Origin of the sequence: Sulfitobacter sp. PS-8MA (assembly GCF_040933935.1) — a bacterium.
Classification (GTDB): Bacteria; Pseudomonadota; Alphaproteobacteria; order Rhodobacterales; family Rhodobacteraceae; genus Sulfitobacter.
This window is the reverse complement of record NZ_JBFQYJ010000007.1, coordinates 118,479-141,888: the sequence shown is the minus strand read 5'-3', so window position 1 is coordinate 141,888 and position 23,410 is coordinate 118,479. Positions and strand designations below refer to the sequence as shown.

The window sequence follows — 23,410 nt, the reverse complement described above, 5'->3', positions numbered from 1 at the left end:
TGCCCTCAGGCCAATGGCCCTGAGTTGGCGTCATATTTTGATCCGCCTTAGCAGCGGGTCAACAATTCATCCCGCGTGAGGCTGAAATCAGAGGCGATCCAGAGCTGTTCCAGCCGCGCAAGCTCTCGGCCCAATTTCGGGCCTTTGTACTCTGGCATCAAGTCCTTGGCCTTGACCGGGAAACGCGCTTCGGCGGCGGCGTCAATCGTCTCTAACACGCTGGGTTCGGGCATCTGCTCCGCCAAACACCCCCGCAAAAGCGCCGCAGCCCGCGCCACCCTCGGCCCGTGACGATAGGCCAATTCTGCCAGCGGCGGCCCCGTGAAACCATGTTCCTTGATCAGCGCGAGAGTCTTGGCCTCGGCCTTGCTCAAACGCAGCCGCTCAGCCAGCCCCTCCCCGCCCAGCGCGGCAAGGCGGCAAAGCCAATCGGGTGCGAGCCCCAGCGCCTCTTCGAAATGCACCAGCATCGACATCCAACGGTCATCACTGCCCGGCAAAAGCACCGGGAGCGCCCCCGTCTGCCGCATCAACGCCAAGGCCGGCGCAGGGTCGGGCGCGCGCAGGAGCTTCTTGAACTCCTGCCCGACCCGTTCGGCGGAAAGCGTCTCTAACCCGTCGAGATTTGATGCAATCGCACCCAGCGCTTCGGGGTCCGGCCCGTCATCCGGGTCGCCATACCAGGCCAGAAAGCGGAAATACCGCAGGGTGCGGAGGTAGTCTTCGCGGATACGCCGGCCTGCGTCCTCGATAAAGCGCAACCGCCGCGCCTGCAAATCCTGCAAGCCGCCCAAGGGGTCGACGACATGCCCGCCGGGCGTGGCGTAGAGCGCATTCATCGTGAAATCGCGGCGCCGGGCGTCTTCGGCAATATCCGTTGAAAAAGCAACGACAGCGCGGCGCCCATCGGTTTCGACATCGCGGCGAAAGCTGGTGATCTCAAAGGGTTTTCCACCTGAGACCAAGGTCACCGTGCCATGATCGATCCCCGTCGGCACCGCCTTGACCCCCGCCGCTTTGGCCAGCGCCATGACCGTCGCAGGCTCTGCATCGGTCGATAGATCGACATCGCTGTCCGGCAGACCCAGCAACGCATCGCGCACGCAGCCGCCGACAAAATAGATACGGTGCCCGCCCTCCTGCACCACGCGGCAAACCCGCTGTGCGTCTGCGTCCTGCAACCAGCGCGTGCTGGCCGGAATCATCTGTTCATTCGGGTTGCCCATGCGTGCAACATACGCGCGGTGGCGCCCCAAATGTAATAGGGGCCATAGGGAACAGTGTAATAATACCGCCGCTGGCCCCGCCAACGTCGGGAGTGCACGATGTAATTGCCGGGGACCAGCACATGGTCGAGGGGCACGCGAAACACCTCTTCGACCTCGCCGGGTTCGGGGACCACCTCAAAAGCGCGGGTCACATGGCCGATCACCGGGGTCACGCTGAAACCGGTTACCGTCTCATGCGGGGGCAAGATGCCCAAGACATCGACAATCTCACTCGGCAGGCCGATCTCTTCGCGCGCTTCGCGCAGGGCAGCGGCGACGACATCCGCATCGCCGCCATCCTGTTTGCCACCGGGAAAGGCGATCTGCCCCGGGTGATGCTTTAACGCCGAAGAGCGTTTGGTCAGGATCAATTCCAGCCGATCGCCGGTATCCACCACCGGTGCCAGCACGCCCGCAGGCCGCAGAGCGCGGCCCATGGGCAATGTGACATCCGGGTTCAGATCATAGTCAGAGGATTCCACCCCCGTCTGCGCAAGGGCTGCGCGGAAGGACTGGAACCGGTCGCTCACCTTAGACCTTGGCCTCGAAACCCACGCTTTCGGGGTCGAGATCGTAATGCGCGCCGCAGAACTGGCAATCAGCGGTCACCCGGCCTTCGTCCGTGGTCATCTTCTCGATGTCGCGGGCCGAGTAGATCGACAGGCTCTGGCGCACGCGGTCTTCGGAACAGGTGCAGCCAAAACGCACGGCCTGGGCGTCATAGACCCGCGGTTGTTCCTCGTGAAACAATCGCAGCAACAGGTCTGTCGGCGGCACGCTGGGGCCGATCAGTTCGAGGTCTTCGACCGTGCCCAGCAGTATATTGATGCGGTTCCAGTTCTCGGCGTCGTCACCTTCAACCAAATCAGCGGCTTTCAGCACATCGCCCGAGCCTTCCCCGGACGCGGCCAAGGGGGAGGCTTTGGGCATATGCTGCAACATGATCCCGCCGGCGCGCCAATGCTCGGGCTCTCCGGGGCCGGAGGATTTGCCAAAGCTCAGCGAGAAGCGGGTCGGCAATTGTTCGGACTGCGCGAAATAGGACTCGGCACAGGCCGAAAGCGACCCACCGGCCAAAGGCGTGATGCCCTGATAGGGGGTCATGCCCTGGCCCTGATCGATCATAATCGCGAAATAGCCTTCGCCCACCTGCTCAAACGGCGCGGCATCGGTCAGACGATCCGCATCATAGCTGGCATAGGCGCGAATACGGGCGGGCTCGCCCTCTTTCTCGGGGCCATAGTAATCAGTGGCAATCATCCGCACCGCGCCCTTGGACTGCACCTGTAGCGACAGTTTCCAGCGCAGCTTGATCGTCTGACCGATCAGCGCGGTCAGCAAAGCCATCTCGGCCACCAAGGCTTCGACCTGCGGCGGGTAATCATGCTGTTTCAAAATACCTTCCAACACGCCATCAAGCCGCGCCACGCGGCCGCGCATGTCGACATTGTCTAACTGGAAGGGCAGAACGGTATCGTCCCACGCGATTGTAGTTCCTTGGGTCATCGGGTTTCCTTATCGGGGGCCGCTTGGCATACCGCGTCTATATAGGGGCAGCAACCCATGGAAAAAGGGGGCAGCGCATGATCCGGCGCATGGGCCGACCACCAAGACCTGACAAGACCTACCGACCCCGGCCCGGGGTCTATGCGATCCTGCCGCTCCGGAACCGGTTTCTTATGACGCTGGAAATGGCGGATCAATCCGAAGTGCAACTGCCCGGCGGCGGGATCGATCCGGGCGAATCCCCCCTTCAGGCGCTGCACCGCGAGGTGATGGAGGAGATCGGTTGGCGCATCGCCCGGCCGCGCCGACTGGGGGCCTTTCAGCGCTTCACCTATATGCAGGATTACGATCTCTGGGCGCAGAAAATCTGCCATATCTATGTCGCCCATCCGACGCGGCAGATTGCAGCGCCGAGCGAGCCCCATCACGCCACGCTTGTGCTCTCCGCCTCCGAAGCTCTGGCGACATTGGCCAATGACGGCGATCGCATGTTTCTGCAACGCTACCTTGGCTGAGGGCCAAGATACTCAAACAAGATGCCCGAGACATCATCGGGAAACTCGCGGCTGCCGGCAAATTCGGAGAGTTTCCAGACCAGGGCGCTCAACAGGGCCGGACCGCTAAAGCGGCGCAGATCAGCCAGCATCTCTGCCAATCCGGCCTCGCCCAACATATCACCCGCCGCATCGGGGCATTCGGTGACCCCATCGGACAGGATGAGCAACCGATCCCCGGCCGACATCTGCAAATCGAACTGATCGAATTTGATGCCCGACAGCAGACCGACAGGAAAGCCGCCGGTCCCGATCTGCTCAACCGTCCCATCGTTTCGCAACAGCGCCGGATGCGGGTGACCGGCCTGCGCGAGGGTCACGGCACCGCTGTCGAGATTTACAATCGCCAGCATCAGCGTGAAATAATGCTCGGTATCCATTTCATCGAGCACCAGATCGTTCAATTCCTCAATCACCTCCCCCGGTGGCCGCGCCGCATAGGAGCCGTCCGGCTGCAGGGCGAGCGCGACATTCTGGTCCGGCGAGGCCGCCGAGAGATAGCCCGCAAGCCGCGCGGTCATCAGCGCCGAACTGATCCCATGGCCGGAGACGTCAAGGCCAAACAGACCCAATTGACCGGGGCACACCGGGAAATACCCGACCAGATCGCCCCCCACATGCCCCGCCGAGCGCAGCATCATCGAAAGGTTGCCCCCCTCCAACGCGCGGTAGCGCTCCCGCATCAGCGATTGCTGAAGCTTCTTTGCCTCGATCAGATCCTTCTCGATCACCGCCTGGGTGCGCTGCAATTCGCCAAGGGTTTCCGAAATCAGGTGATTCTTCTGCGTCAGCTCGCGCTGCATGTTCAGAACCCGCTGGCCTGCGGTGATCCGCGCGCGCAATTCGGAATTATTGACCGGCTTGGTCAGTAAATCATCCGCCCCGGCATCAAGCCCCCGCGCCACTTCCGTCTTGTCGCTTTTGGCCGTAAGCAGGATAAAATAGCCATATTGATCCGTGGACAGCTCCCGAAAAGCGCGGCAAAACTCCAACCCTGACATGCCGGGCATCATCCAGTCGCTCAACACGATCTCCGGCATCCGGTCGCGGCAGAGCGCTAATGCGGCATCCCCTGTGCTTGCTTCCATCACCTCATAGCCCCAGCGCGCCAGTGATTTGGACAGGATGCGCCGCTGCAATCGGCTGTCATCGACGACCAAGACCAGCGCCGCCTCCGCAGGGGCGGCGTGGGGTAAGGTGGGGCAAGGCAGTTCCAGTTTCATGCGCATATATCCTGACAGTCCCCCCGCCTTACCGCGCTTTCACTTAACAGCTGGTGAACCCTGCCCCGCGAACCCTTTCTTAACTTCCCAGCCCCAAAATACCCCCGGAACGGAGGGTGCAGAATGATTGATTGGGCGCGCGTGCTGGTCTTGCGCGAAGAGGTCGGGGCCAAGGATTTTGCCGAGGTCGTCGATCTCTTCCTCGACGAGGTGCAAGAGGCGCTCCTGCGGCTGCAGGGGCCCATGACCGCCGACCAGTTCGAGGCGGAATTGCACTTTCTAAAAGGAAGCGCATTGAACCTCGGCTTCGCCGCTTTCGCGGATCTATGTGAGGCCGAGGAGAGGCAGGCATCTGCCGGGCAAAATCCGGCGGGCTGCATCCCCGCATTGCGCAGCTGCTATGCCCGGTCGCGCGCGGTTTTCCTCAAGGAGCTGCCTCAAAAGCTCGCGCCGACAGCAGCCTGACCCCGCTCAAAGCACGAATTGCGCCAGAATCTCATCATTGGTGATGTCGGTGTAGCTAAAACCCGATCCGGCCAGCTGATGCAAAAACGGCTCAAAGTTCTGAGGCTTCCGTGTCTCGATCCCAATCAGAACCGAGCCGAAGTTGCGCGCTGACTTCTTGAGATACTCAAAGCGGCAAATATCATCCTCCGGCCCCAGCATCATAAGAAATTCCTTCAACGCACCCGGGCGCTGCGGCATCCGCAGGATGAAGTATTTCTTGACGCCAGAATAGCGCTGCGCCCGTTCCTTGACCTCCGGCAGCCGTTCGAAATCGAAGTTCCCGCCAGAGGCCACGCAGACCACCGTCTTGCCTGCGATCTGCTCCGCAACTTCGCTTAGCGCATCTATCGACAGCGCACCCGCCGGCTCCAATACGATCCCTTCGACATTCAGCATCTCGTTGATGGTGACGCAGATCCGGTCCTCGGCCAGATGCACCACATCCGCCGGATCGACCCCGCGCAGCCGGGCAAAGGTCCGCGCCCCGATCTTGGCAACGGCAGCCCCATCGACGAAGTTATCGACCGGCGAGACATCCACCGGCGCCCCCGCCTCCAAGGCCCGCGCAAAGCTCGGCGCCCCCGCGGGCTCGACGAACGTATAGTGACAGGCATCGCCAAAATAGCTGACCACCCCGGAGGACAGCCCGCCGCCGCCCACCGGCAGGATGACATGATCCGGCACACGCCCCAATTGCGCTTCGATTTCCACCGCGACAGAGGCCTGCCCCTCGATCACATCCTCATCGTCAAAGGGCGCCAGAAAATGCGCACCTTCGGCGGCACAGAACGTCTGCGCGGCCTTCAAGGTTGCATCGAAATAGTCACCAACAAGGCGGATCTCGACATTCTCGCCGCCAAAGATACGTGTCTTCTGCACCTTTTGCTGCGGCGTTGTCACCGGCATGAAAATCACACCCCGCACCCCGAAATGACTACAAGCAAAAGCCACCCCCTGCGCATGGTTCCCCGCCGAGGCACAGACGAAAACATCCTGCCCCGGGATCACCTTGCGCATCGCATTGAACGCGCCGCGCAGCTTGTAAGACCGCACCGGGCTCAGATCCTCGCGCTTCAGCCAGATATCCGCGCCAAAACGCTCCGACAGATGCTCATTGCGCAAGAGCGGCGTGGCTGGGAACAACACCCGCAACGCCTCCGTCGCGGCCTCTGCCTTGCGTGAAAAATCCTCCGCCATATGCGCTCTCCTTGCTCTGCTTTGTCGATAGGCGCGCAGGCGGCGCAGGTCAACGCAGGCTTCAATCTTGCCCGCGCCCGCGAAAACCGCTACCTCGCAGGGCGAACTTGAAAGGAAACCCGTCATGTCCGCGCCCAAGAAAGTCGTGCTTGCCTATTCCGGCGGCCTCGATACCTCGATCATCCTGAAATGGCTGCAAACCGAATATGGCTGCGAGGTGGTCACCTTCACCGCCGATCTCGGCCAAGGCGAAGAGCTGGAACCGGCCCGCAAGAAAGCCGAGATGATGGGCATCGCGCCTGAAAACATCTACATCGAAGACGTGCGCGAGGAATTCGTCCGCGACTTCGTCTTCCCGATGTTCCGCGCCAATGCGGTCTATGAGGGTCTCTACCTCCTCGGCACCTCCATCGCCCGCCCGCTGATCTCCAAACGGTTGGTGGAAATCGCCGAAGAAACCGGCGCCGATGCCGTGGCCCATGGCGCCACCGGCAAGGGCAACGACCAGGTCCGCTTCGAGCTGGCCGCCTATGCGCTCAACCCTGACATCAAGGTCATCGCCCCCTGGCGCGAATGGGACCTGTCGAGCCGCACCAAGCTGCTGGCCTTTGCCGAGCAAAACCAGATCCCGATCGCCAAGGACAAACGTGGCGAGGCGCCCTTCTCCGTCGACGCCAACCTGCTGCACACCTCATCTGAGGGTAAAGTCCTCGAAGACCCTGCCGCCGACGCGCCGGACTATGTCTACCAGCGCACGGTGAACCCCGAAGACGCGCCGGACACGCCCGAATATGTCGAAATCGGCTTCGAGCGCGGCGATGCCGTCAGCATCAATGGCGGAGCCATGTCGCCGGCGGCGATCCTGACCAAGCTCAACGAGCTTGGCGGCAAACACGGCTGCGGCCGCCTCGACCTCGTCGAAGGCCGTTTCGTCGGCATGAAATCCCGCGGCATCTATGAGACCCCGGGCGGCACCCTGCTGCTTGAGGCCCACCGCGGCATCGAATCCATCACCCTCGACCGCGGTGCCATGCACCTCAAGGACGAGCTGATGCCGAAATACGCCGAGCTGATCTACAACGGCTTCTGGTACAGCCCCGAACGGACCATGCTGCAAGCCGCGATCGATGCCAGCCAGACCCATGTTACCGGCACCGTGCGCCTGAAACTCTACAAAGGCCACGTCCGCACCGTCGGCCGCTGGTCCGATCACAGCCTCTACTCCGAAGCCCATGTGACCTTCGAAGACGACGCCGGCGCCTATGACCAGAAAGACGCCGCAGGCTTCATCCAGTTGAACGCCCTGCGCCTCAAACTGCTCGCCGCCCGCGACAAACGCAGCAAAGGCTGAAGCGCGGGCCCAACCCCTCCTTCATCCTTTCTCAAATACCCGCAGGGGTCCGGGGGCAGCGCCCCCGGCGGCCTGCCCCAGCCACAACGCAAAAGGCCCGGACGCTCCCGCCCGGGCCTTTCTAGTTCAACCGAGCCAGATCACTCGGCGGTGACAACTTGCATCACCAGTTCCCCATCCGGCTTGATCGGCCCATCTTCCTTGGCGCCGAGGGTGTATTCGAACACCCCCGTCTTCATGCCGCCCTCTTCGGAATGCACCATCAGCATCAGCATATCGCCGGATGCGACCTCTTCTTGCAGGATTGCGGCCACATCCGTGTTTTCACCTGCCCTCAGTGGCGCATAGGCGACGACCGGGCCGGGCTTCATATCCGCATCGGTGCGGTGCACCACCAGCCAACCATTCTCTCCGGCCATGACCTTATCTGCCGTCACGATACCGTTTGATACGTCTTGATCTGCGGCCTCAACCATCGGCATCGCATGGGCGGCGGCAAAGGCGGCACCGGTTGTCAGGGCCAGTGCGAGCGTCGCGTGTGTCAGTACTCTCATTTTGGTTTTCCTTCTGTTGAACCCGACACAGCCACGAAGACGCCCGGTCCAAAGTTTCACCACCCGGACAATAATTTTCGGTTAACTGAGAATGAGCGGCACAGTTCCCCCTGCGCCGGTCACGAGCGCTTCACCACAGCGTGACTTTCCCCGCCCGCGCCTTGCGCTACCCTCGACCCAGCGGCAGCCTAGCGCAAAGGAGAACCGTCATGTTCCGAAAACCGATCCTAAAGCCCACAATCTTCAGCCTCGCCATCGCGCTTGGGCTCATGGTCCAAAGCCAAAGCGTTGAGGCTGGTGAGACCGAGACGCTGACCGTGGCAGGCGGCTGTTTCTGGTGTGTAGAGGCTGATTTTGAATCAGTAAAAGGCGTCACAGAAGCCGTTTCGGGCTTTGCCGGGGGCCGCACCGAAAACCCGACCTACAAAGAGGTCACCGGCGGCAATACCGGCCATTATGAGGTGGTTCAGATCGAATTTGACCCCTCCGTGGTCAGCCGCGAGACTTTGCTTGATCTGTTCTTCCGCTCGATCGACCCGACAGACGCAGGCGGGCAGTTCTGCGACCGGGGTGACAGCTACCGCACCGCGATTTTCCCAAACAGCCCGGCGCAAGAGGCCGCCGCCGAGCAGGCCAAGGCCGAGGCGCAGGCCGCATTAGGCACGCAGGTCGTAACCCCGATCCTCGGCGATGCACCCTTTTATACGGCGGATGACTACCATCAGGACTATTACAAAAGCAGCGACCGGCTTGCCTTCAGCAGCGTCGGTCTTGGGGTCAAGAAATCAGTAGCCTACAAACGCTACCGCGAAGGCTGTGGTCGGGATGCGCGGGTGCAAGAGCTTTGGGGCGATGCGGCCCCCTTTGTCAAATAAGGGTCGGGCTGGCGCTAATCGCCGAAGTTGTGATCTCGGACATCTTTGAGGTCGGGGATCACATCGGCGGTGCCATGACGCGTCACCATCAGCGCGCCCGCCCGCATCGCAAGATCAATTGCCTGCGGCATCGTCATCCCGCGATCCACCGCCGCAACGAGGTAGCCGGTGAAAGTATCGCCAGCCCCGGTCGTATCCACCGCGTCAACCGGGTAGGCCGGGTAGGATTCGACCCGATGCAGCTTGTTAGAGACCCATTCACAGCCCCCCGCCCCGAGGGTCACGACGATATCTTCCACCGGTAATTGCCGCAGTTCCCCGCCGGTGGCGGCCCGCAGCTGCGCTGCTTCGACCTCATTGAGCACCAGCAGATCGATATGGTCGATAATCGCCATAATGGCGGCGGCATCAAAGGGTGCCGCGGCATAGGCCAGCCGCAGCCCGAGCGTTTTCCCGGTTCGCGCAGCGAACCTTTGGCCGTTGGTCTCATTCTGCATCAAGAGCCAGTCGCCCGAGGATGCCTCGCTCAGCGCCGCCCCGATCATCTCTTCGGTGATCTCATGGTTGGTGCCGGGAAAGATGACGATGTTATTCTCTCCCGCCAGATCAACGGCGATATTGGCATGGCCGGTCACGCCCTGCATCAAGGTGATATGCGCGGTCTCGACGCCATATTCCAACAGCCGCTCCAACGCCCAGCCACCGTCGGCGCCAAGCGCGCCAATATGCATCACCCGGGTCCCGGCCCGCGCCGCGGCCACGGACATATTGGCCCCCTTGCCGCCCAGACCCTGCCGGAAATCCCGCGCGGCGATGGTCTCTCCCGGCCCCGGCAGATGGGGCAACAGATAGAAGTTATCCGCGTTGATAGAGCCGAGATTCCAGATCATTAGCCCACCTTACAAGCCGCAAGAATGGCCATGTTGAGAATGTCATTGGCTGTCGAGGTCGAGGAACAGATCTGAATCGAATGATCGAGACCGGTCAGGATCGGCCCGATCACCGTCGCCCCCGCCATCTCTTGCATGAGCTTGACCGAAATGCTCGCCGAATGCCGCGCAGGCACCACGAGAATATTGGCCGGGCCCGCGAGCCGCGAGAACGGGTAGTTCGCCTGACTGGCCGCATTCAGCGCCACATCGACGGTCATCTCGCCTTCATACTCGAAATCCACCCCGCGCTGGTCGAGCACTTCGGGCGCGAGATGCATCTTTTCCGCCCGCTCAGAGATGGGATAGCCGAAGGTCGAGAAGCTGACGAAAGCCACCCGCGGCTCCAGCCCCAGATGCCGCGCCACCCGCGCACCGCTTTCCGCGATATTCGCCAGATCATTCTCGTCGGGCCATTCATGCACCAGCGTGTCGGCGATAAAGACGATCCGCCCCTTGTGCAGCAGCGCCGTGATCCCCGCCGCCCCGGCTTCGGCCGTGGCGTCAAAGACATGGTTCAACCGCTCCAACACATGGGCCGATTTGCGCGTGGCCCCGGTGACCAACCCATCGCCATGGCCATGTGCCAGCATCAGCGCCGCGAAAACATGGCGATCGCGGGAGGCAAGACGGTGGATGTCTTTGCGATCAAAACCTTTGCGCTGCAAACGGCCATAGAGGAAGTCTTTGTAGGTGCTCAGATGCGGCGTATTGGCGGCGTTCACCACTTCCAACTCGCGCACCGCATCTTCCATGCCGGCTTCCACCAGCTTGGCGCGCACATCGTCTTCGCGCCCTACCACCAGCGCCTTGCCCAGTCCGGCGCGCTGGTACATCACCGCCGCGCGCAGCACCTTGGGGTCATCGCCCTCGGCAAAGATCATCCGCGCCTGATTGGCGCGGGCCCGCGCATTGATGCCGCGCAGGATGCTGGCGGTCGGGTCCATCCGCGATTTCAGACCGACCTCATAGGCGTCCATGTCGATGATCGGCCGCCGCGCCGCGCCAGTGTCCATACCCGCTTTCGCCACCGCGGGCGGGATACGGTGGATCAGGCGCGGATCAAAGGGCGTCGGGATGATGTAGTCGCGGCCAAAGCTCAGCGTCTTGCCATAGGCCAGCGCCACCTCATCCGGCACATCCTCCCGCGCCAATTGCGCCAGGGCATGGGCACAAGCGATCTTCATCTCATCGTTGATGGCGCGGGCGTGAATATCCAGCGCCCCCCGAAAGAGATAGGGAAAGCCCAGCACGTTGTTGACCTGATTGGGGTAATCCGAACGGCCCGTCGCCACAATGGCATCTTCGCGAACCTCATGCGCCTCTTCCGGCGTGATTTCCGGGTCGGGGTTTGCCATGGCAAAGATCACCGGATCATCGGCCATGCTGGCCACCATCGCCGGCGTCACCGCCCCTTTGGCAGAGACGCCAAGGAAAACATCCGCCCCCTTCATCGCCTCTTCGAGCGTGCGCAGCTCGGTATTGGCGGCATGGGCCGATTTCCACTGGTTCATACCCTCGCTGCGGCCCTGATAGATCACACCCTTGGTGTCGCACATGATGCAGTTGTCATGTTTGGCGCCCATCGATTTGAGCAGTTCCAGACAGGCGATGCCCGCAGCCCCCGCACCGTTCAGAACAATGCGCACGTCTTCGATCTGCTTGCCCGAGAGATGCAGCGCATTGATCAGGCCGGCGGCACAGATCACCGCCGTGCCGTGCTGGTCATCGTGGAAGACGGGGATGTCCATCTCCTCTTTCAGACGCTGTTCGATGATGAAACATTCCGGCGCCTTGATGTCTTCAAGGTTGATCCCGCCAAAGGTCGGCCCCATCAGTTTACAGGCGCTGATAAAGGCTTCGGTGTCTTCGGTATCAAGCTCGATGTCGATGGAGTTCACATCGGCGAAACGCTTGAACAGAACCGCCTTGCCTTCCATCACCGGTTTCGAGGCCAGCGCGCCCAGATTGCCGAGCCCCAGCACCGCCGTCCCATTGGACACAACGGCGACCAGATTGCCCTTGTTGGTGTAGTCATAGACCGTCTCAGGGCTCTGCGCGATCGCCTCACAGGGCACCGCGACACCGGGGGAATAGGCGAGGCTCAGATCCCGCTGGGTGGTCATCGGCACCGTGGCGCTGATCTCGAATTTGCCGGGGGTTGGCTCAAGGTGAAAGGCAAGCGCCTCTTCGGAGGTGATACGGTTCTTTCTCGTCACGACATGGCCCTTCTCTTGCTTTGGAATCTTCTTAGCCACGAACGCGCGCCTGCACAACGCAAGCGCCGCGTCAGAGCAGATTTGCCCGACAAAGACCGCCCATCGCCGCCGCACCCCCTTTCCCTGCTTCGGGGGGTTTTGTAGGGTCCGCGCGGCAACAGGGGGCATCCGTGCAGACAGAAAAAGTAACGCCGATGATGGCGCAATATCTTGAGCTTAAGGCGGACCACGCGGATGCGTTGCTGTTCTACCGCATGGGCGATTTCTACGAGATGTTTTTTGACGATGCCATCGCCGCGGCGGAGGCGCTGGACATCGCGCTGACCAAACGCGGCAAGCATCAGGGCAAGGATATCGCCATGTGCGGCGTGCCGGTCCATGCCGCCGAAGGCTATCTGCTGACGCTGCTCCGCAAGGGGTTTCGCGTCGCCGTTTGCGAACAGATGGAAAGCCCCGCCGAAGCCAAGAAACGCGGCTATAAAGCGGTCGTGAAACGCGATGTGGTGCGGCTGGTCACCCCCGGCACCCTGACCGAAGAGTCGCTGCTCGAAGCGCGTCGGCACAATTACCTCGCGGCCTTTGCAGAGGTGCGCGATGCCTGCGCGATGGCCTGGGTCGATATCTCCACGGGCGCGTTCCACGTGATGCCGCTGGCACAGGTGCGCTTGGGGCCGGAACTGGCGCGGCTATCGCCTTCGGAGCTGATTGTATCTGAGGCGAAAGAGACTGAATTGCACGATATTGTCTCTGATTTCGGCATTGCGGTGACCGGGCTGGCGCGCTCGGCCTTTGACAGCACCAGTGCCGAAAAACGGGTTTGCGAATTGTTCGATATTGCCACGCTGGAGGCCTTCGGCAGCTTCACCCGGGCCGAGGTTTCGGCGATGGGAGCGGTAATAGAATACCTCACTATTACCCAACGCGGCAACCTGCCCCTCCTGCGCCCGCCGCAGAAAGAGGCCGAAGCCCGCACCGTCCAGATCGACGCCGCCACCCGGCGCAATCTGGAACTGACCCATTCGCTCAACGGGGGGCGCGCGGGTTCGCTCCTGTCGGTCATGGACAATACCGCCACCGCCGCCGGCGCGCGCCTGCTGGAGCGGCGGATCTCGAGCCCCTCGCGCGTCGTCGATGTTGTCACCGCCCGCGCCGATGCGGTGAGCTTTGCCTATGACAATGCCCGCATCGCGCAGGATATGCGCGACCGGCTCCGCAATGTGCCGGACCTCGACCGCGCGCTCTCGCGGCTCTCGCTCGACCGCGGCGGCCCGCGCGACCTTGCCGCGATCCGCAACGGGTTGATTGAGGCCGAAGCCCTGCATCAGTCCCTGACACAGCATGAGCTTCCCGATCTCCTGCGCGAGGCCGCCGAAGGGCTGCAAGGGCATGGCGACCTGATTGACCTGCTCGATCACGCGCTGGTGGCCGAACCGCCGCTCATGGTGCGCGACGGGGGGTTCATTGCACCCGGACATCACGCGGACCTCGACGCCGCGCGGGAGCTGCGCGACGAAGGGCGCAGCGTGATCGCCGGGATGCAGCAGCAATTCGTCACGGATACGGGGATTTCGTCGCTCAAGATCAAGCATAACAATGTCTTGGGCTATTTCGTCGAATGCACTGCCACCCATGCGGAAAAAATGCTCTCTCCGCCCCTGTCAGAGACGTTCATTCACCGCCAGACCACCGCCAATCAGGTGCGTTTCACGACCGTTGAACTGTCCGAGCTGGAGACGAAAATCCTCAACGCCGGCAACCATGCACAGGAGATAGAAAGGCAGCTTTATGACCATCTGCGCAACGCGGTCCTGGAACATGCGGCCGAGATCGGACAGGCGTCCTCTGCCCTCGCCGAAATTGACCTCGCTGCCGGTCTGGCCGACCTTGCCCGCAGCGGGAACTGGACCCGCCCCCGGGTGGACATGAGCCGCGCCTTCGAGATCGAAGGCGGGCGGCATCCGGTCGTGGAACGCGCCTTGGCGCAGCAATCGGGCGAGCCCTTCATTGCCAATGATTGCGACCTCAGCGCCGAGGGCGAGGCGGCGAATATCTGGCTGCTCACCGGCCCCAACATGGCGGGTAAATCGACCTTCCTGCGGCAGAACGCGCTGATCACCCTGATGGCGCAGATGGGCAGTTTCGTGCCGGCAGCCTCGGCCCATATCGGCATTGTCAGCCAGCTCTTCAGCCGCGTCGGCGCGTCTGATGATCTGGCGCGGGGCCGCTCGACCTTCATGGTCGAAATGGTCGAAACCGCTGCGATCCTGAACCAAGCCGACGACCGTGCCTTGGTGATCCTTGACGAGATCGGGCGCGGCACGGCGACCTATGACGGCCTGTCCATCGCCTGGGCCACCCTGGAACATCTGCATGACGTGAACCGCGCGCGGGCGCTTTTTGCGACCCATTACCACGAGATGACCGCGCTCGCGGGCAAGCTGCCGGGCGTCGACAATGCGACCGTCGCGGTGAAGGAATGGGAAGGCGATGTGGTCTTCCTGCACGAGGTGCGCAAGGGGGCCGCGGATCGGTCTTACGGTGTGCAGGTCGCGCAGCTGGCCGGGCTCCCCGCCCCCGTCATCGCCCGCGCCCGTGTGGTGCTGGAAGCCCTGGAAAAGGGCGAACGCGAAGGCGGGGCAACGCAAAAGACCCTGATCGACGATCTGCCGCTCTTCGCTGTCAGCCCTGCCCCGCAGCCGCAGCCCGCGAAAACCTCTGCCGTGGAAGAGAAGCTGAAAGAGGTCATCCCCGATGAGCTCTCCCCCCGGGAAGCGTTGGAACTGATCTACAAACTGAAAGAGGCGGCCAAAACCTGACCGCCTCTCCCCAAATCGAACCGTAAAGCGCTTAGCTTGCCGGGGTCGAAGACACCCCAACCTGCGCCGGGCGCAGCAGACGGTCGTGCAGCATAAAGCCTTCGGCAGAGACCTGGATGATCTCGCCGGCCACGGTGCCGGGCACCGGCGCTTCGAACATCGCTTCGTGATGCTTGGGATCAAACTTGTCGCCCACCTCGGGCGCGATCAATTCGATGCCATGCTTTTTGAAGACGTTGAGCAGCTCGCGCATTGTCAGTTCCACACCTTCCAAGAGCGGGCCAAAAGCCTCTTTCTGCTCTTCGGTCGTGGTTTCCAGCGCGCGTTTCATGTTGTCATAGACCGGCAGCATGTCGCGGGCGAGCTTGGAGCCGCCGTAGTTTTCGGCCTCGCGCCGGTCCTTGTCAGACCGCTTGCGCGCATTCTCCGCATCGGCCAGCGCGCGCATGAAACGGTCGCGGTATTTGTCACGCTCGGCGCGCAGTTCTTCGACCGCCAGCGCCTTCTCGTCAATCTCTGCCATTTCCTCGGCGTATTCTTCAGCTTCGGCGCTGTCGATCTCGTCCAAAAAATCGTTCTCTCTCGGCTCTGCCATGTTCCACCTCTAGTTCCGGTCGGAAATCAGCTTTCCCACCAGTTGTGCCGTGTAGTTCACGATCGGCACGATACGTCCATAATTTAAGCGGGTCGGGCCAATGACACCCACGGCTCCGATCACTTTACGATCAGCGTTCATATAAGGGGAAACCACCAGAGAGGAACCCGAAAGTGAGAAAAGTTTGTTTTCCGAGCCGATAAAAATGCGCACACCCTCGCCATCCTCGGCCAGTTCAAGGAATTCGGCAATGTCCCGCTTGCGCTCAAGGTCGTCAAACAGGCTGCGGATGCGTTCGAGGTCTTCGGCTTCGCTTTCGGTGTTAAGCAGATTCGACCGTCCGCGCACGATGAGCCGTTCGGAATGCTCATTCTCGCCGTCCCAGAGCACCGCGCCGCTCTCGACCAATTGCTGCGCCAACACGTCGATCTCCTGTCGGCGTTTGGCGATCTCCTCCTTGATGCTGCGCTGCAACTCGCTAATCGTCTTGCCTTCGACAAAGGCATTCAGGAAATTCGCCGCTTCCCGCATGGAGCTTGGTGTCTGGCCGGGCGGCGGTGTGAACAGCCGGTTCTCGACATGACCATCGCTGAACACCAGTACCACCAAGGCCCGCTCCGGCGAAAGCGAGACAAATTCGATATGTTTGATCGGCGCCTCATGCTTTGGCGTCAGCACCAGAGACGCGCCATGGGTCACGCCAGAGAGGGCCGAGCCGATACGGTCCAGCAGGCCGCCGACATCGGCGGAATTATTCCCCAGGGTCGCGTCGATCTTCTCGCGGTCCAACTCTGTCGGATCGCCAATCTCTATCATCCCATCGACAAACATGCGCAGCCCCATCTGCGTCGGGATACGCCCGGCAGAAACATGCGGGCTGTCGAGCAGGCCCATGTACTCCAGATCCTGCATCACGTTTCGGATCGTCGCCGCCGAGACCTTCTCGCTAAAGTCGCGCGTCAGCGTGCGGGACCCGACCGGGTCGCCGCTTTCCAGATAACCTTCGACCACCCGGCGAAAGACTTCGCGGGATCGGTCATTCATATCTTGCAACAATTCAGGCGTGTTTTTCATCGGTGCTCGCTCTCCTCTCTAATAAAGGTACCGGAGCGGCAAACGTCAATCGGGGTTGCATCAAAGCCTTATGGGGCGGTATCCCCGGGCAACATTAAAAAGGATATGTCATGCGTCCCTCTGGCCGGAAACTCGATGAAATGCGCGCCGTCTCGATCGAGACAGGTTTCACCAAACATGCCGAAGGGTCGGCCCTGATCAAGATGGGCGACACCCATGTACTCTGCACCGCAACCATCGAAGACCGCGTGCCGCCGTTCATCAAAGGCTCCGGTCTGGGGTGGGTCACCGCGGAATACGGCATGCTGCCCCGGGCCACCAACACGCGGATGCGCCGCGAAGCGGCCTCGGGCAAGCAAGGCGGCCGCACGGTCGAAATCCAGCGCCTAATCGGCCGCGCCCTGCGCGCCGGTGTCGACCGTTCTGCTCTGGGGGAGCGTCAGATCACCGTCGATTGTGACGTGCTCCAAGCCGATGGCGGCACCCGCTGCGCCTCGATCACCGGCGGTTGGATCGCGCTGCGGCTCGCCGTGAACAAGCTGATGAAAGCGGGCGATGTCATCTCTGATCCGCTGGTTGACCCGGTCGCGGCGGTAAGCTGTGGCATCTACGCGGGCCAGCCGGTGCTTGATCTGGACTATCCCGAGGATTCCGAGGCTGGCGTCGATGGCAATTTCATCATGACCGGTTCCGGCAAGCTCATTGAAATCCAGATGAGCGCCGAAGGCTCTACCTATAGCCGCGACCAGATGAACCGGCTGATGGATCTGGCCGAAAAAGGCGTGGGCGAGCTGGCCACCATCCAGAAATCGGTTACCGCATGACCCGCAAGTTCACCGAAAAGCGCATCCTGATCGCCACCCATAACGCGGGCAAGCTGGAAGAAATGCGCCAACTCTTCGCGCCCCATGGGGTCGAGGTGGTTGGCGCCGCAGAGATGGACCTGCCCGAGCCGGAAGAGACCGAGACGACCTTCGTCGGCAATGCGCGGATCAAGGCCCATGCCGCGGCCAAGGCGACCGACATGCCAGCCCTGGCCGATGATTCCGGTATCGAAGTCGAAGCCTTGGACAACGCCCCCGGTGTCTATACCGCAGATTGGGCCGAAACAGAGAATGGCCGCGATTTTGTGATGGCCATGACCAAGACCCGAAACTTGCTGGAAGAAAAGAACGCCCCCCACCCTCGCCGCGCCCGCTTTTGCGCGACGCTGGTGCTTGCCTGGCCCGATGGGCATGACGAAGTCTTTGCAGGCAAGGTCAACGGCACGCTGGTCTGGCCCATCCGCGGCAAACTGGGGCACGGCTATGACCCGATGTTCCAGCCTGACGGGCATGACATCACCTTTGCCGAAATGGATGCCGAGCAGAAAAACAGCATCAGCCACCGCGCCGATGCCTTTGCTAAACTGATTGCGGGTTGCTTTGGCTGAAGATTGGCAACAGGGCGGCTTCGGCCTCTATATCCATTGGCCGTTTTGCGAGGCGAAATGCCCCTATTGCGACTTTAACTCGCATGTCACGCGCAGGATCGACCAGAGCGCATGGCGCGATGCCTATCTGACCGAATTGCAACGCGCGGCCGGTGAAACCCCCGGCCGCGTGCTCAACGCGGTCTTCTTCGGCGGCGGCACCCCCAGCCTGATGGACCCCGATGTCGTTGCCGATATTATCGCCGCGATCCGCCGCCATTGGCCCACCGCGAACGATCTGGAGATCACGCTCGAAGCCAATCCGGGGTCTGTCGAAGCGGGCCGCTTTGCCGCCTATCGGCAAGCCAGCGTATCCCGTGTCTCCATGGGCATTCAAGCGCTGAACGATACTGACCTGAAACGTCTGGGCCGGCTCCATAGCGCGCAAGAGGCGATGACGGCTTTTGAGACCGCCAGAAACGCCTTTGACCGGGTGAGCTTTGACCTGATCTATGGGCGGCAGGATCAGACAGTGGCAGAATGGGAAAGCGAGCTGAAACAGGCTCTTTCCTTCGCCATAGACCATATCTCGCTCTACCAGCTGACCATCGAACAAGGTACCGCCTTCGGCGACCGCTACGCCCGCGGCAAACTACGCGGGCTGCCAGACGAAGACCTCGGCGCTGATATGTTCGCGGTCACGCAAGATATCTGTAACGAGATGGGCATGCCGGCCTATGAGGTGTCGAACCATGCCCGGGATGGGGCGCAGTCCCGGCACAATCTGATCTACTGGCGCTATGGCGATTACATCGGCATCGGCCCCGGCGCCCATGGTCGGCTGACGCTACAAGGGCAGAAACTGGCGACCGTCGCCTATAGCAACCCGCAACGCTGGCTCGACGGGGTGGCCAAAGGCGGGGCCGAAAAGCCCCGAGTTGCAATCGGCCGCAGCGAACAAGCGACGGAATTTCTGCTCATGGGCCTGCGTCTGAAAGAAGGCATCGACCTCAAACGCTACGCCGCCATTGCCGGGCAAGAGATCGATGCAGATGCCGTGAGGCACCTCGAAGAGATCGGCATGGCGACGCAGGTAAACGATAGATTAATCGTTACAGATCAAGGCGTTATCGTTCTCAACGCCGTGATCGAAACGCTATTGCCTTAAGTGCTCCCGAGCAGGCGGCAGAGTTCATCCAACTCATCTAGCGTCTTGTAATGCAGGGTCACCTTCCCTGCTTCCTGATCCGACTTATGATCGATAACGACCTTCATTTTCAGGTTGGCCGAGAGATCCCCCTCAAGTGCCTGGGTATCCGCATCTTTCTCTGAGCGACGCGAGGGACTCTCTTTATTTAACATATTATCCCGTTCGCCAGCTTGGTCTTTCTTAACCAAAGCCTCGGTCGCACGAACCGAAAGCCCGCCTTTGACAACCTGCTGCGCCAATCTCATCGGATCCTTGGCAGGAATCAAAGCGCGCGCATGGCCGGCGCTCAATTCATTCTGCCGCACCATCTCCTGAACCGGCTCCGGCAAGTTCAACAGGCGCAGCAAATTCGCGATATGACTGCGGCTCTTGCCAAGCGCCTCGGCCATCTTCTCCTGCGTATGGCCGAACTTATCCATCAACTGACGATAGCCCGCCGCCTCTTCGACCGAGTTCAGATCCGCGCGCTGGATGTTCTCGATGATCGCGACTTCAAGAACTTCGACATCGGTGAACTCACGCACGATCACCGGCAAGCTATGCACCTTCGCGATCTGTGACGCCCGCCAGCGCCGTTCACCCGCAACGATTTCAAACATGCCCCCGTCCATCGCGCGAACGATCAACGGCTGGATGACGCCTTTCTCACGAATCGAGGCCGCAAGATCATCGAGGTTTTCCTGCTCAAATCGCTTGCGCGGCTGATCGGGGTTGGGTTTGATCCGTTCAATCGGAACGAATTGCTCAGCCGCCGCGGCCCCTTTGGACGCGACCGTCTCGGTCTCTGCCACATCCGCCATCAGTGCCGACAATCCCCGACCGAGGCCCCGTTTCCGCTCATTTCTATCTGCCATTTTGCCACCTTATTCGCCATTGTTCTTTATCAGTTCCGCCGCCAATTCGCGGTAGGCTTGCGCCCCCTTCGAGGTTGGATCATAGCTCAAAACCGGGACCGCAAAACTCGGCGCCTCACTCACCCGCACGTTGCGGGGAATCACTGTTTGGAACACCAGTTCCCCCAGGTTGCTCCGCGCATCACTCTCCACCTGTTGCGACAGGTTGTTACGCTTGTCATACATCGTCAGAAGCACACCTTCGATCCGCAAATCCTTATTCCCGGATTGCCTGACCTCACGTATTGTCAACATCAGCTGCGAAAGACCTTCTAGGGCAAAGAATTCACTCTGCAAAGGCACTAGTACGGACTGCGCCGCGATCATCGCATTCACGGTCAGAAGGTTGAGCGATGGCGGGCAATCGATCAGAATGTAATCGAGGTCAAAGGAATCCATCTGCGTTTGCCGAAGCGCGTCATGCAGCAGAAAGCTGCGCTTCTCATTGGAGAAAAGCTCAATATCGGCTGAACTCAGATCCACCGTCGCCGGAACGATATAGAGCCCATCGGTGCTGGTGGTCAGGACAACATCCTCAAGCGAGACGTCGTCCAAAAGAAGCTCATATGTCGTATTCTGTCGGTCGTCGACCTCAATACCCAGCCCAGTTGATGCGTTCCCCTGGGGGTCCAGATCGACGACAAGAACCCGCCTGCCCTGTTCAGCCAGCCCCGCGGCCAGATTGATGGTGGTGGTCGTTTTCCCTACACCACCCTTCTGGTTGGCAATCGCAATAATTTTTGGCGCCTTCGGCCGTGATAAGTCAGGCACGGACAATATCCTTGATCATCAAAACAGCAGCTTCTGGGTTCGTCTTGCTGGGTACCGCTTGTAGAGCGAAATCCCAGTTCTTCCGCGCTTCTTCCTCTTCAGCGCGCCAACTGCCACCCTTAGGAAAAAGAGCTAGGCCCGTCGGATTGAGATGGCGGACGGAAAATTCCATCAGCTGCGTAAGACTGCTCAATGCCCGGGCGGAGAGAACATCCGCATTCTGGGGCTCTAACTGCTCGATGCGTTCATTGAACACTTCTGCCTCGATATCCAACTCCCGAGCGACGGTGCGCAGAAAGGCGCATTTCCGCTGGTCACTTTCCACGAGGGAGACGCGGAAGCTCCTCTCTTCCATATTGAGGATGGCAACAACCATGCCTGGAAATCCGCCTCCGCTGCCGATGTCCAACCAATGCCCCTTGGCATCTGAAAGCTGAAAGACCTGCACTGAATCCAAGATATGGCGTTCCCAAAGCGTTTCGATGCTGGATTTTGAAACCAGATTGATCTTTGGATTCCACTTGCGTATGAGCGCAGCGTAACCTTCCAATCGATCTTGTGTTTCACGTGAAACATTCGGCAACTGCATGGTCATGCACTTTTCTTTCCCCGGCGCAACCGGGCCAGAATAAGTGTCAGTGCTGCCGGGGTCATACCCTCTACGCGCGCAGCCCTCGCGATGGACTCCGGCTGGGCCGCCTTCAGCTTAAGTTTCAGCTCATTCGAAAGACCGGACAGGTCATCATAACCAAAATCCCGAGGAATCCGGATCGCTTCATCGTTCTGAAGCGCTGCAATTTCATTCTTCTGCCGCTCGATATAGGTCGCATAGAGCGCGTCTCGCTCGATCTGATCCCGTATCTCTCGCGGGAACTCGTCTAGCTCAGGGCGAAGGGCAATAAGCTGGTCGAACTTGACGTCTGGGAAAGAGAGCACCTGAAACGCGCTCCGCTTCGATCCGTCCTGGTTCACCTCAATCCCCGCGCTTCGGAGCTGAGACGGCGTGTAGGTCATTTCGGACAGTCTCTTTCGAGCGTCGGACAGTTTTTCAGCCTTTTCTTCGAAAGCGACCCGACGGGTTTTCGAACAGCAGCCCAGTTCTATCGCAATCGGCGTCAGGCGCTGATCCGCGTTATCTGCCCGAAGCGATAGCCGGAACTCCGCCCGGGACGTGAACATCCGATAGGGTTCCGTTACACCGCGCGTCGTGAGGTCATCGATCATTACGCCGATATAGCTGTTAGAACGCTCGAACAGGACCGGCTCATCCCCCCGGCTGCTTAAGGCGGCGTTCAGGCCTGCGACGAGACCCTGGGCACCAGCTTCTTCATAGCCCGTAGTTCCATTGATCTGGCCGGCCAGATAGAGGCCGTCGACATTTCTAACCGCCAATGTCGCGTCTAATGCGCGAGGATCGACATAGTCATATTCGATGGCGTAGCCGGGTTGAAGAATTACGGCATTCTCCAGGCCGACGATCGTGCGAACGTAATCCTCTTGGACCGATTCCGGTAAGGAGGTAGAAATACCGTTCGGATATACGGTGAAGTCATCAGCCCCCTCGGGTTCAAGAAAGATCTGATGCGACTCTTTCTCAGCGAACCGCACCACCTTATCTTCAATCGAAGGACAGTAGCGCGGCCCCACCCCGTCGATATGCCCGCCATACATCGCAGATCGTTCGAGGTTTTCGCGAATAATCGCGTGGGTTCTCGCGTTGGTATGGGTGATCCCGCAGGTCACTTGCTTGGCAGAGGTACCCTTGGAGAGGAAGGAGAACATGACCGGCGCGTCGTCCCCCGGCTGGGCATCCAGAATATCCCAATTTATCGTGCGCCCGTCCAACCTCGGCGGCGTTCCGGTTTTCAACCGCCCCATGGGCAGATTGAATGAATCTATCCGCTCGGCCAATTGTACGGAGGCCTTATCGCCCATTCGCCCGCCGGAGCGAGAAATGTCCCCGATATGAATGACGCCACGAAGGAAAGTGCCCGTCGTAAGGACCACGCCGCTCGTGGAGACTTCGCTCCCGTCAGACAATTGGACGCCGCGCACGGCCTCGCCCTCCATTCGGAAATCTACGACTTCAGCTTCGATGACGGTCAGGTTTTCAGTATTCTCGATCTCCGCGAGCATGGTTTGCTGATAGATTTTCCGATCAGCCTGGGCCCGCGGTCCCTGAACCGCCGGGCCTTTACGACGGTTGAGGAGCCGGAACTGGATCCCGGCTTTGTCGGCGACACGCCCCATGAGACCGTCCATGGCATCAATCTCGCGCACCAGATGGCCTTTTCCCAGACCGCCGATCGCGGGGTTGCAGGACATCACGCCGATACCGCTGCGGGACATTGTAATCAGGGCCGTGTTCGCGCCAAGACGCGCCGAAGCATGCGCCGCCTCGGTTCCCGCGTGGCCGCCGCCAATTACGATGACATCAAAATGTTTCACGTGAAACAC

Annotated in this window: 22 protein-coding genes; 8 read left to right on the top strand and 14 right to left on the bottom strand. The window is 60.7% G+C overall.

What is annotated here, in order from left to right; genetic code table 11:
• Positions 1-47 precede the first annotated feature (47 nt).
• Genes AB4M76_RS14070 through AB4M76_RS14060 form a run of 3 tightly spaced genes read right to left on the bottom strand, consistent with a single transcriptional unit; the run spans position 48 to position 2,774 of the window.
• On the bottom strand, positions 48-1,226 hold the full coding sequence (locus tag AB4M76_RS14070) for a CCA tRNA nucleotidyltransferase (RefSeq protein ID WP_368442577.1): 1,179 nt from the start codon (positions 1,224-1,226) through the stop codon (positions 48-50).
• Positions 1,202-1,798: a CoA pyrophosphatase gene (locus AB4M76_RS14065; RefSeq protein ID WP_368442576.1), complete on the bottom strand. Its 597-nt coding sequence runs from the start codon at positions 1,796-1,798 to the stop codon at positions 1,202-1,204. Before AB4M76_RS14065 ends, AB4M76_RS14070 begins: the two co-directional genes overlap by 25 nt.
• Position 1,799: 1 nt before the next feature.
• Positions 1,800-2,774: an Hsp33 family molecular chaperone HslO gene (locus AB4M76_RS14060; protein ID WP_368442575.1), complete on the bottom strand. Its 975-nt coding sequence runs from the start codon at positions 2,772-2,774 to the stop codon at positions 1,800-1,802.
• A 77-nt stretch (positions 2,775-2,851) separates the two neighbouring features.
• Here AB4M76_RS14060 and AB4M76_RS14055 point away from each other — a divergent pair, with 77 nt between their 5' ends.
• Positions 2,852-3,289 carry an NUDIX domain-containing protein gene (locus AB4M76_RS14055; RefSeq protein WP_368442573.1) on the top strand — a complete coding sequence of 146 codons (438 nt, stop codon included), beginning with the start codon at positions 2,852-2,854 and terminating at the stop codon, positions 3,287-3,289.
• Here the strand turns inward: AB4M76_RS14055 and AB4M76_RS14050 are convergent.
• Positions 3,277-4,551, bottom strand: a complete 1,275-nt coding sequence (locus tag AB4M76_RS14050) for a PP2C family protein-serine/threonine phosphatase (RefSeq protein WP_368442572.1) — start codon at positions 4,549-4,551, stop codon at positions 3,277-3,279. The genes AB4M76_RS14055 and AB4M76_RS14050 overlap by 13 nt on opposite strands.
• A gap of 123 nt (positions 4,552-4,674) precedes the next feature.
• Between AB4M76_RS14050 and AB4M76_RS14045 the strand changes: the two genes are divergently transcribed.
• Positions 4,675-5,016: an Hpt domain-containing protein gene (locus tag AB4M76_RS14045; protein WP_368442571.1), complete on the top strand. Its 342-nt coding sequence runs from the start codon at positions 4,675-4,677 to the stop codon at positions 5,014-5,016.
• 6 nt (positions 5,017-5,022) lie between these two features.
• On the opposite strand, the gene ilvA is transcribed toward AB4M76_RS14045, so the two are convergent.
• Positions 5,023-6,255 carry a threonine ammonia-lyase IlvA gene (gene ilvA / locus AB4M76_RS14040; RefSeq protein ID WP_368442570.1) on the bottom strand — a complete coding sequence of 411 codons (1,233 nt, stop codon included), beginning with the start codon at positions 6,253-6,255 and terminating at the stop codon, positions 5,023-5,025.
• A 124-nt stretch (positions 6,256-6,379) separates the two neighbouring features.
• On the opposite strand from ilvA, the gene AB4M76_RS14035 reads away from it, so the two are divergent.
• On the top strand, positions 6,380-7,606 hold the full coding sequence (locus AB4M76_RS14035) for an argininosuccinate synthase (protein ID WP_368442569.1): 1,227 nt from the start codon (positions 6,380-6,382) through the stop codon (positions 7,604-7,606).
• A gap of 140 nt (positions 7,607-7,746) precedes the next feature.
• On the opposite strand, the gene AB4M76_RS14030 is transcribed toward AB4M76_RS14035, so the two are convergent.
• Positions 7,747-8,160 (bottom strand): hypothetical protein, encoded by a 414-nt coding sequence (locus tag AB4M76_RS14030; RefSeq protein WP_368442568.1) that lies wholly within the window; start codon positions 8,158-8,160, stop codon positions 7,747-7,749.
• 209 nt (positions 8,161-8,369) lie between these two features.
• Between AB4M76_RS14030 and msrA the strand changes: the two genes are divergently transcribed.
• On the top strand, positions 8,370-9,035 hold the full coding sequence (msrA, locus tag AB4M76_RS14025; RefSeq protein ID WP_368442567.1) for a peptide-methionine (S)-S-oxide reductase MsrA: 666 nt from the start codon (positions 8,370-8,372) through the stop codon (positions 9,033-9,035).
• 14 nt (positions 9,036-9,049) lie between these two features.
• Here the strand turns inward: msrA and AB4M76_RS14020 are convergent, their stop codons facing one another.
• Both AB4M76_RS14020 and AB4M76_RS14015 read right to left on the bottom strand, forming a co-directional pair.
• Entirely contained in the window at positions 9,050-9,925 is an 876-nt protein-coding gene (locus AB4M76_RS14020; RefSeq protein ID WP_368442566.1) for a ribokinase, read from the bottom strand.
• Entirely contained in the window at positions 9,925-12,183 is a 2,259-nt protein-coding gene (locus AB4M76_RS14015) for an NADP-dependent malic enzyme (RefSeq protein ID WP_368443515.1), read from the bottom strand. Before AB4M76_RS14015 ends, AB4M76_RS14020 begins: the two co-directional genes overlap by 1 nt.
• A gap of 194 nt (positions 12,184-12,377) precedes the next feature.
• Here AB4M76_RS14015 and mutS point away from each other — a divergent pair, with 194 nt between their 5' ends.
• A complete protein-coding gene (gene mutS, locus AB4M76_RS14010) occupies positions 12,378-14,999 on the top strand; it encodes a DNA mismatch repair protein MutS (protein ID WP_368443513.1) in 2,622 nt (873 codons plus the stop codon).
• A gap of 31 nt (positions 15,000-15,030) precedes the next feature.
• Here mutS and AB4M76_RS14005 read toward each other — a convergent pair whose 3' ends face one another.
• Both AB4M76_RS14005 and hrcA read right to left on the bottom strand, forming a co-directional pair.
• Complete coding sequence (locus AB4M76_RS14005; RefSeq protein WP_368442565.1) at positions 15,031-15,594, bottom strand: nucleotide exchange factor GrpE; 564 nt, start codon at positions 15,592-15,594, stop codon at positions 15,031-15,033.
• Positions 15,595-15,603: 9 nt separating this feature from the next.
• Positions 15,604-16,668 carry a heat-inducible transcriptional repressor HrcA gene (hrcA, locus tag AB4M76_RS14000; RefSeq protein WP_368442564.1) on the bottom strand — a complete coding sequence of 355 codons (1,065 nt, stop codon included), beginning with the start codon at positions 16,666-16,668 and terminating at the stop codon, positions 15,604-15,606.
• A 110-nt stretch (positions 16,669-16,778) separates the two neighbouring features.
• Between hrcA and rph the strand changes: the two genes are divergently transcribed.
• The 3 genes from rph to hemW are packed head-to-tail and all read left to right on the top strand — an operon-like array spanning position 16,779 to position 19,247.
• A complete protein-coding gene (gene rph, locus AB4M76_RS13995; protein ID WP_368442563.1) occupies positions 16,779-17,492 on the top strand; it encodes a ribonuclease PH in 714 nt (237 codons plus the stop codon).
• Positions 17,489-18,100 (top strand): RdgB/HAM1 family non-canonical purine NTP pyrophosphatase, encoded by a 612-nt coding sequence (gene rdgB, locus AB4M76_RS13990; RefSeq protein WP_368442562.1) that lies wholly within the window; start codon positions 17,489-17,491, stop codon positions 18,098-18,100. Before rph ends, rdgB begins: the two co-directional genes overlap by 4 nt.
• The gene (gene hemW, locus AB4M76_RS13985) at positions 18,093-19,247 is read left to right on the top strand and encodes a radical SAM family heme chaperone HemW (RefSeq protein WP_368442561.1); all 1,155 of its coding nucleotides are present in this window, start codon (positions 18,093-18,095) and stop codon (positions 19,245-19,247) included. The genes rdgB and hemW overlap by 8 nt, the downstream gene beginning before the upstream one ends.
• Here the strand turns inward: hemW and AB4M76_RS13980 are convergent.
• From AB4M76_RS13980 to mnmG, 4 genes are read right to left on the bottom strand one after another with little or no spacing between them, the layout of a single operon-like run.
• Positions 19,244-20,143, bottom strand: a complete 900-nt coding sequence (locus AB4M76_RS13980) for a ParB/RepB/Spo0J family partition protein (protein WP_368442560.1) — start codon at positions 20,141-20,143, stop codon at positions 19,244-19,246. The two genes, hemW and AB4M76_RS13980, sit on opposite strands and share 4 nt — an antisense overlap.
• A 9-nt stretch (positions 20,144-20,152) precedes the next feature.
• Positions 20,153-20,953 (bottom strand): ParA family protein, encoded by an 801-nt coding sequence (locus AB4M76_RS13975; protein WP_368442559.1) that lies wholly within the window; start codon positions 20,951-20,953, stop codon positions 20,153-20,155.
• Positions 20,946-21,548 carry a 16S rRNA (guanine(527)-N(7))-methyltransferase RsmG gene (gene rsmG, locus AB4M76_RS13970; RefSeq protein ID WP_368442558.1) on the bottom strand — a complete coding sequence of 201 codons (603 nt, stop codon included), beginning with the start codon at positions 21,546-21,548 and terminating at the stop codon, positions 20,946-20,948. The genes AB4M76_RS13975 and rsmG overlap by 8 nt, the downstream gene beginning before the upstream one ends.
• Positions 21,545-23,410 (bottom strand): tRNA uridine-5-carboxymethylaminomethyl(34) synthesis enzyme MnmG, encoded by a 1,866-nt coding sequence (mnmG, locus tag AB4M76_RS13965; RefSeq protein WP_368443511.1) that lies wholly within the window; start codon positions 23,408-23,410, stop codon positions 21,545-21,547. Before mnmG ends, rsmG begins: the two co-directional genes overlap by 4 nt.

What these genes read in the sequence shown, in the direction of transcription:
- AB4M76_RS14070 (WP_368442577.1), bottom strand. Translation starts at nt 1,226, where the DNA reads ATGGGCAACCCGAATGAACAGATGATTCCGGCCAGCACGCGCTGGTTG.
- AB4M76_RS14060 (WP_368442575.1), bottom strand. Translation starts at nt 2,774, where the DNA reads ATGACCCAAGGAACTACAATCGCGTGGGACGATACCGTTCTGCCCTTC.
- AB4M76_RS14055 (WP_368442573.1), top strand. Translation starts at nt 2,852, where the DNA reads ATGATCCGGCGCATGGGCCGACCACCAAGACCTGACAAGACCTACCGA.
- AB4M76_RS14050 (WP_368442572.1), bottom strand. Translation starts at nt 4,551, where the DNA reads ATGAAACTGGAACTGCCTTGCCCCACCTTACCCCACGCCGCCCCTGCG.
- AB4M76_RS14045 (WP_368442571.1), top strand. Translation starts at nt 4,675, where the DNA reads ATGATTGATTGGGCGCGCGTGCTGGTCTTGCGCGAAGAGGTCGGGGCC.
- ilvA (WP_368442570.1), bottom strand. Translation starts at nt 6,255, where the DNA reads ATGGCGGAGGATTTTTCACGCAAGGCAGAGGCCGCGACGGAGGCGTTG.
- AB4M76_RS14035 (WP_368442569.1), top strand. Translation starts at nt 6,380, where the DNA reads ATGTCCGCGCCCAAGAAAGTCGTGCTTGCCTATTCCGGCGGCCTCGAT.
- AB4M76_RS14030 (WP_368442568.1), bottom strand. Translation starts at nt 8,160, where the DNA reads ATGAGAGTACTGACACACGCGACGCTCGCACTGGCCCTGACAACCGGT.
- msrA (WP_368442567.1), top strand. Translation starts at nt 8,370, where the DNA reads ATGTTCCGAAAACCGATCCTAAAGCCCACAATCTTCAGCCTCGCCATC.
- AB4M76_RS14020 (WP_368442566.1), bottom strand. Translation starts at nt 9,925, where the DNA reads ATGATCTGGAATCTCGGCTCTATCAACGCGGATAACTTCTATCTGTTG.
- mutS (WP_368443513.1), top strand. Translation starts at nt 12,378, where the DNA reads ATGATGGCGCAATATCTTGAGCTTAAGGCGGACCACGCGGATGCGTTG.
- AB4M76_RS14005 (WP_368442565.1), bottom strand. Translation starts at nt 15,594, where the DNA reads ATGGCAGAGCCGAGAGAGAACGATTTTTTGGACGAGATCGACAGCGCC.
- hrcA (WP_368442564.1), bottom strand. Translation starts at nt 16,668, where the DNA reads ATGAAAAACACGCCTGAATTGTTGCAAGATATGAATGACCGATCCCGC.
- rph (WP_368442563.1), top strand. Translation starts at nt 16,779, where the DNA reads ATGCGTCCCTCTGGCCGGAAACTCGATGAAATGCGCGCCGTCTCGATC.
- rdgB (WP_368442562.1), top strand. Translation starts at nt 17,489, where the DNA reads ATGACCCGCAAGTTCACCGAAAAGCGCATCCTGATCGCCACCCATAAC.
- AB4M76_RS13980 (WP_368442560.1), bottom strand. Translation starts at nt 20,143, where the DNA reads ATGGCAGATAGAAATGAGCGGAAACGGGGCCTCGGTCGGGGATTGTCG.
- rsmG (WP_368442558.1), bottom strand. Translation starts at nt 21,548, where the DNA reads ATGACCATGCAGTTGCCGAATGTTTCACGTGAAACACAAGATCGATTG.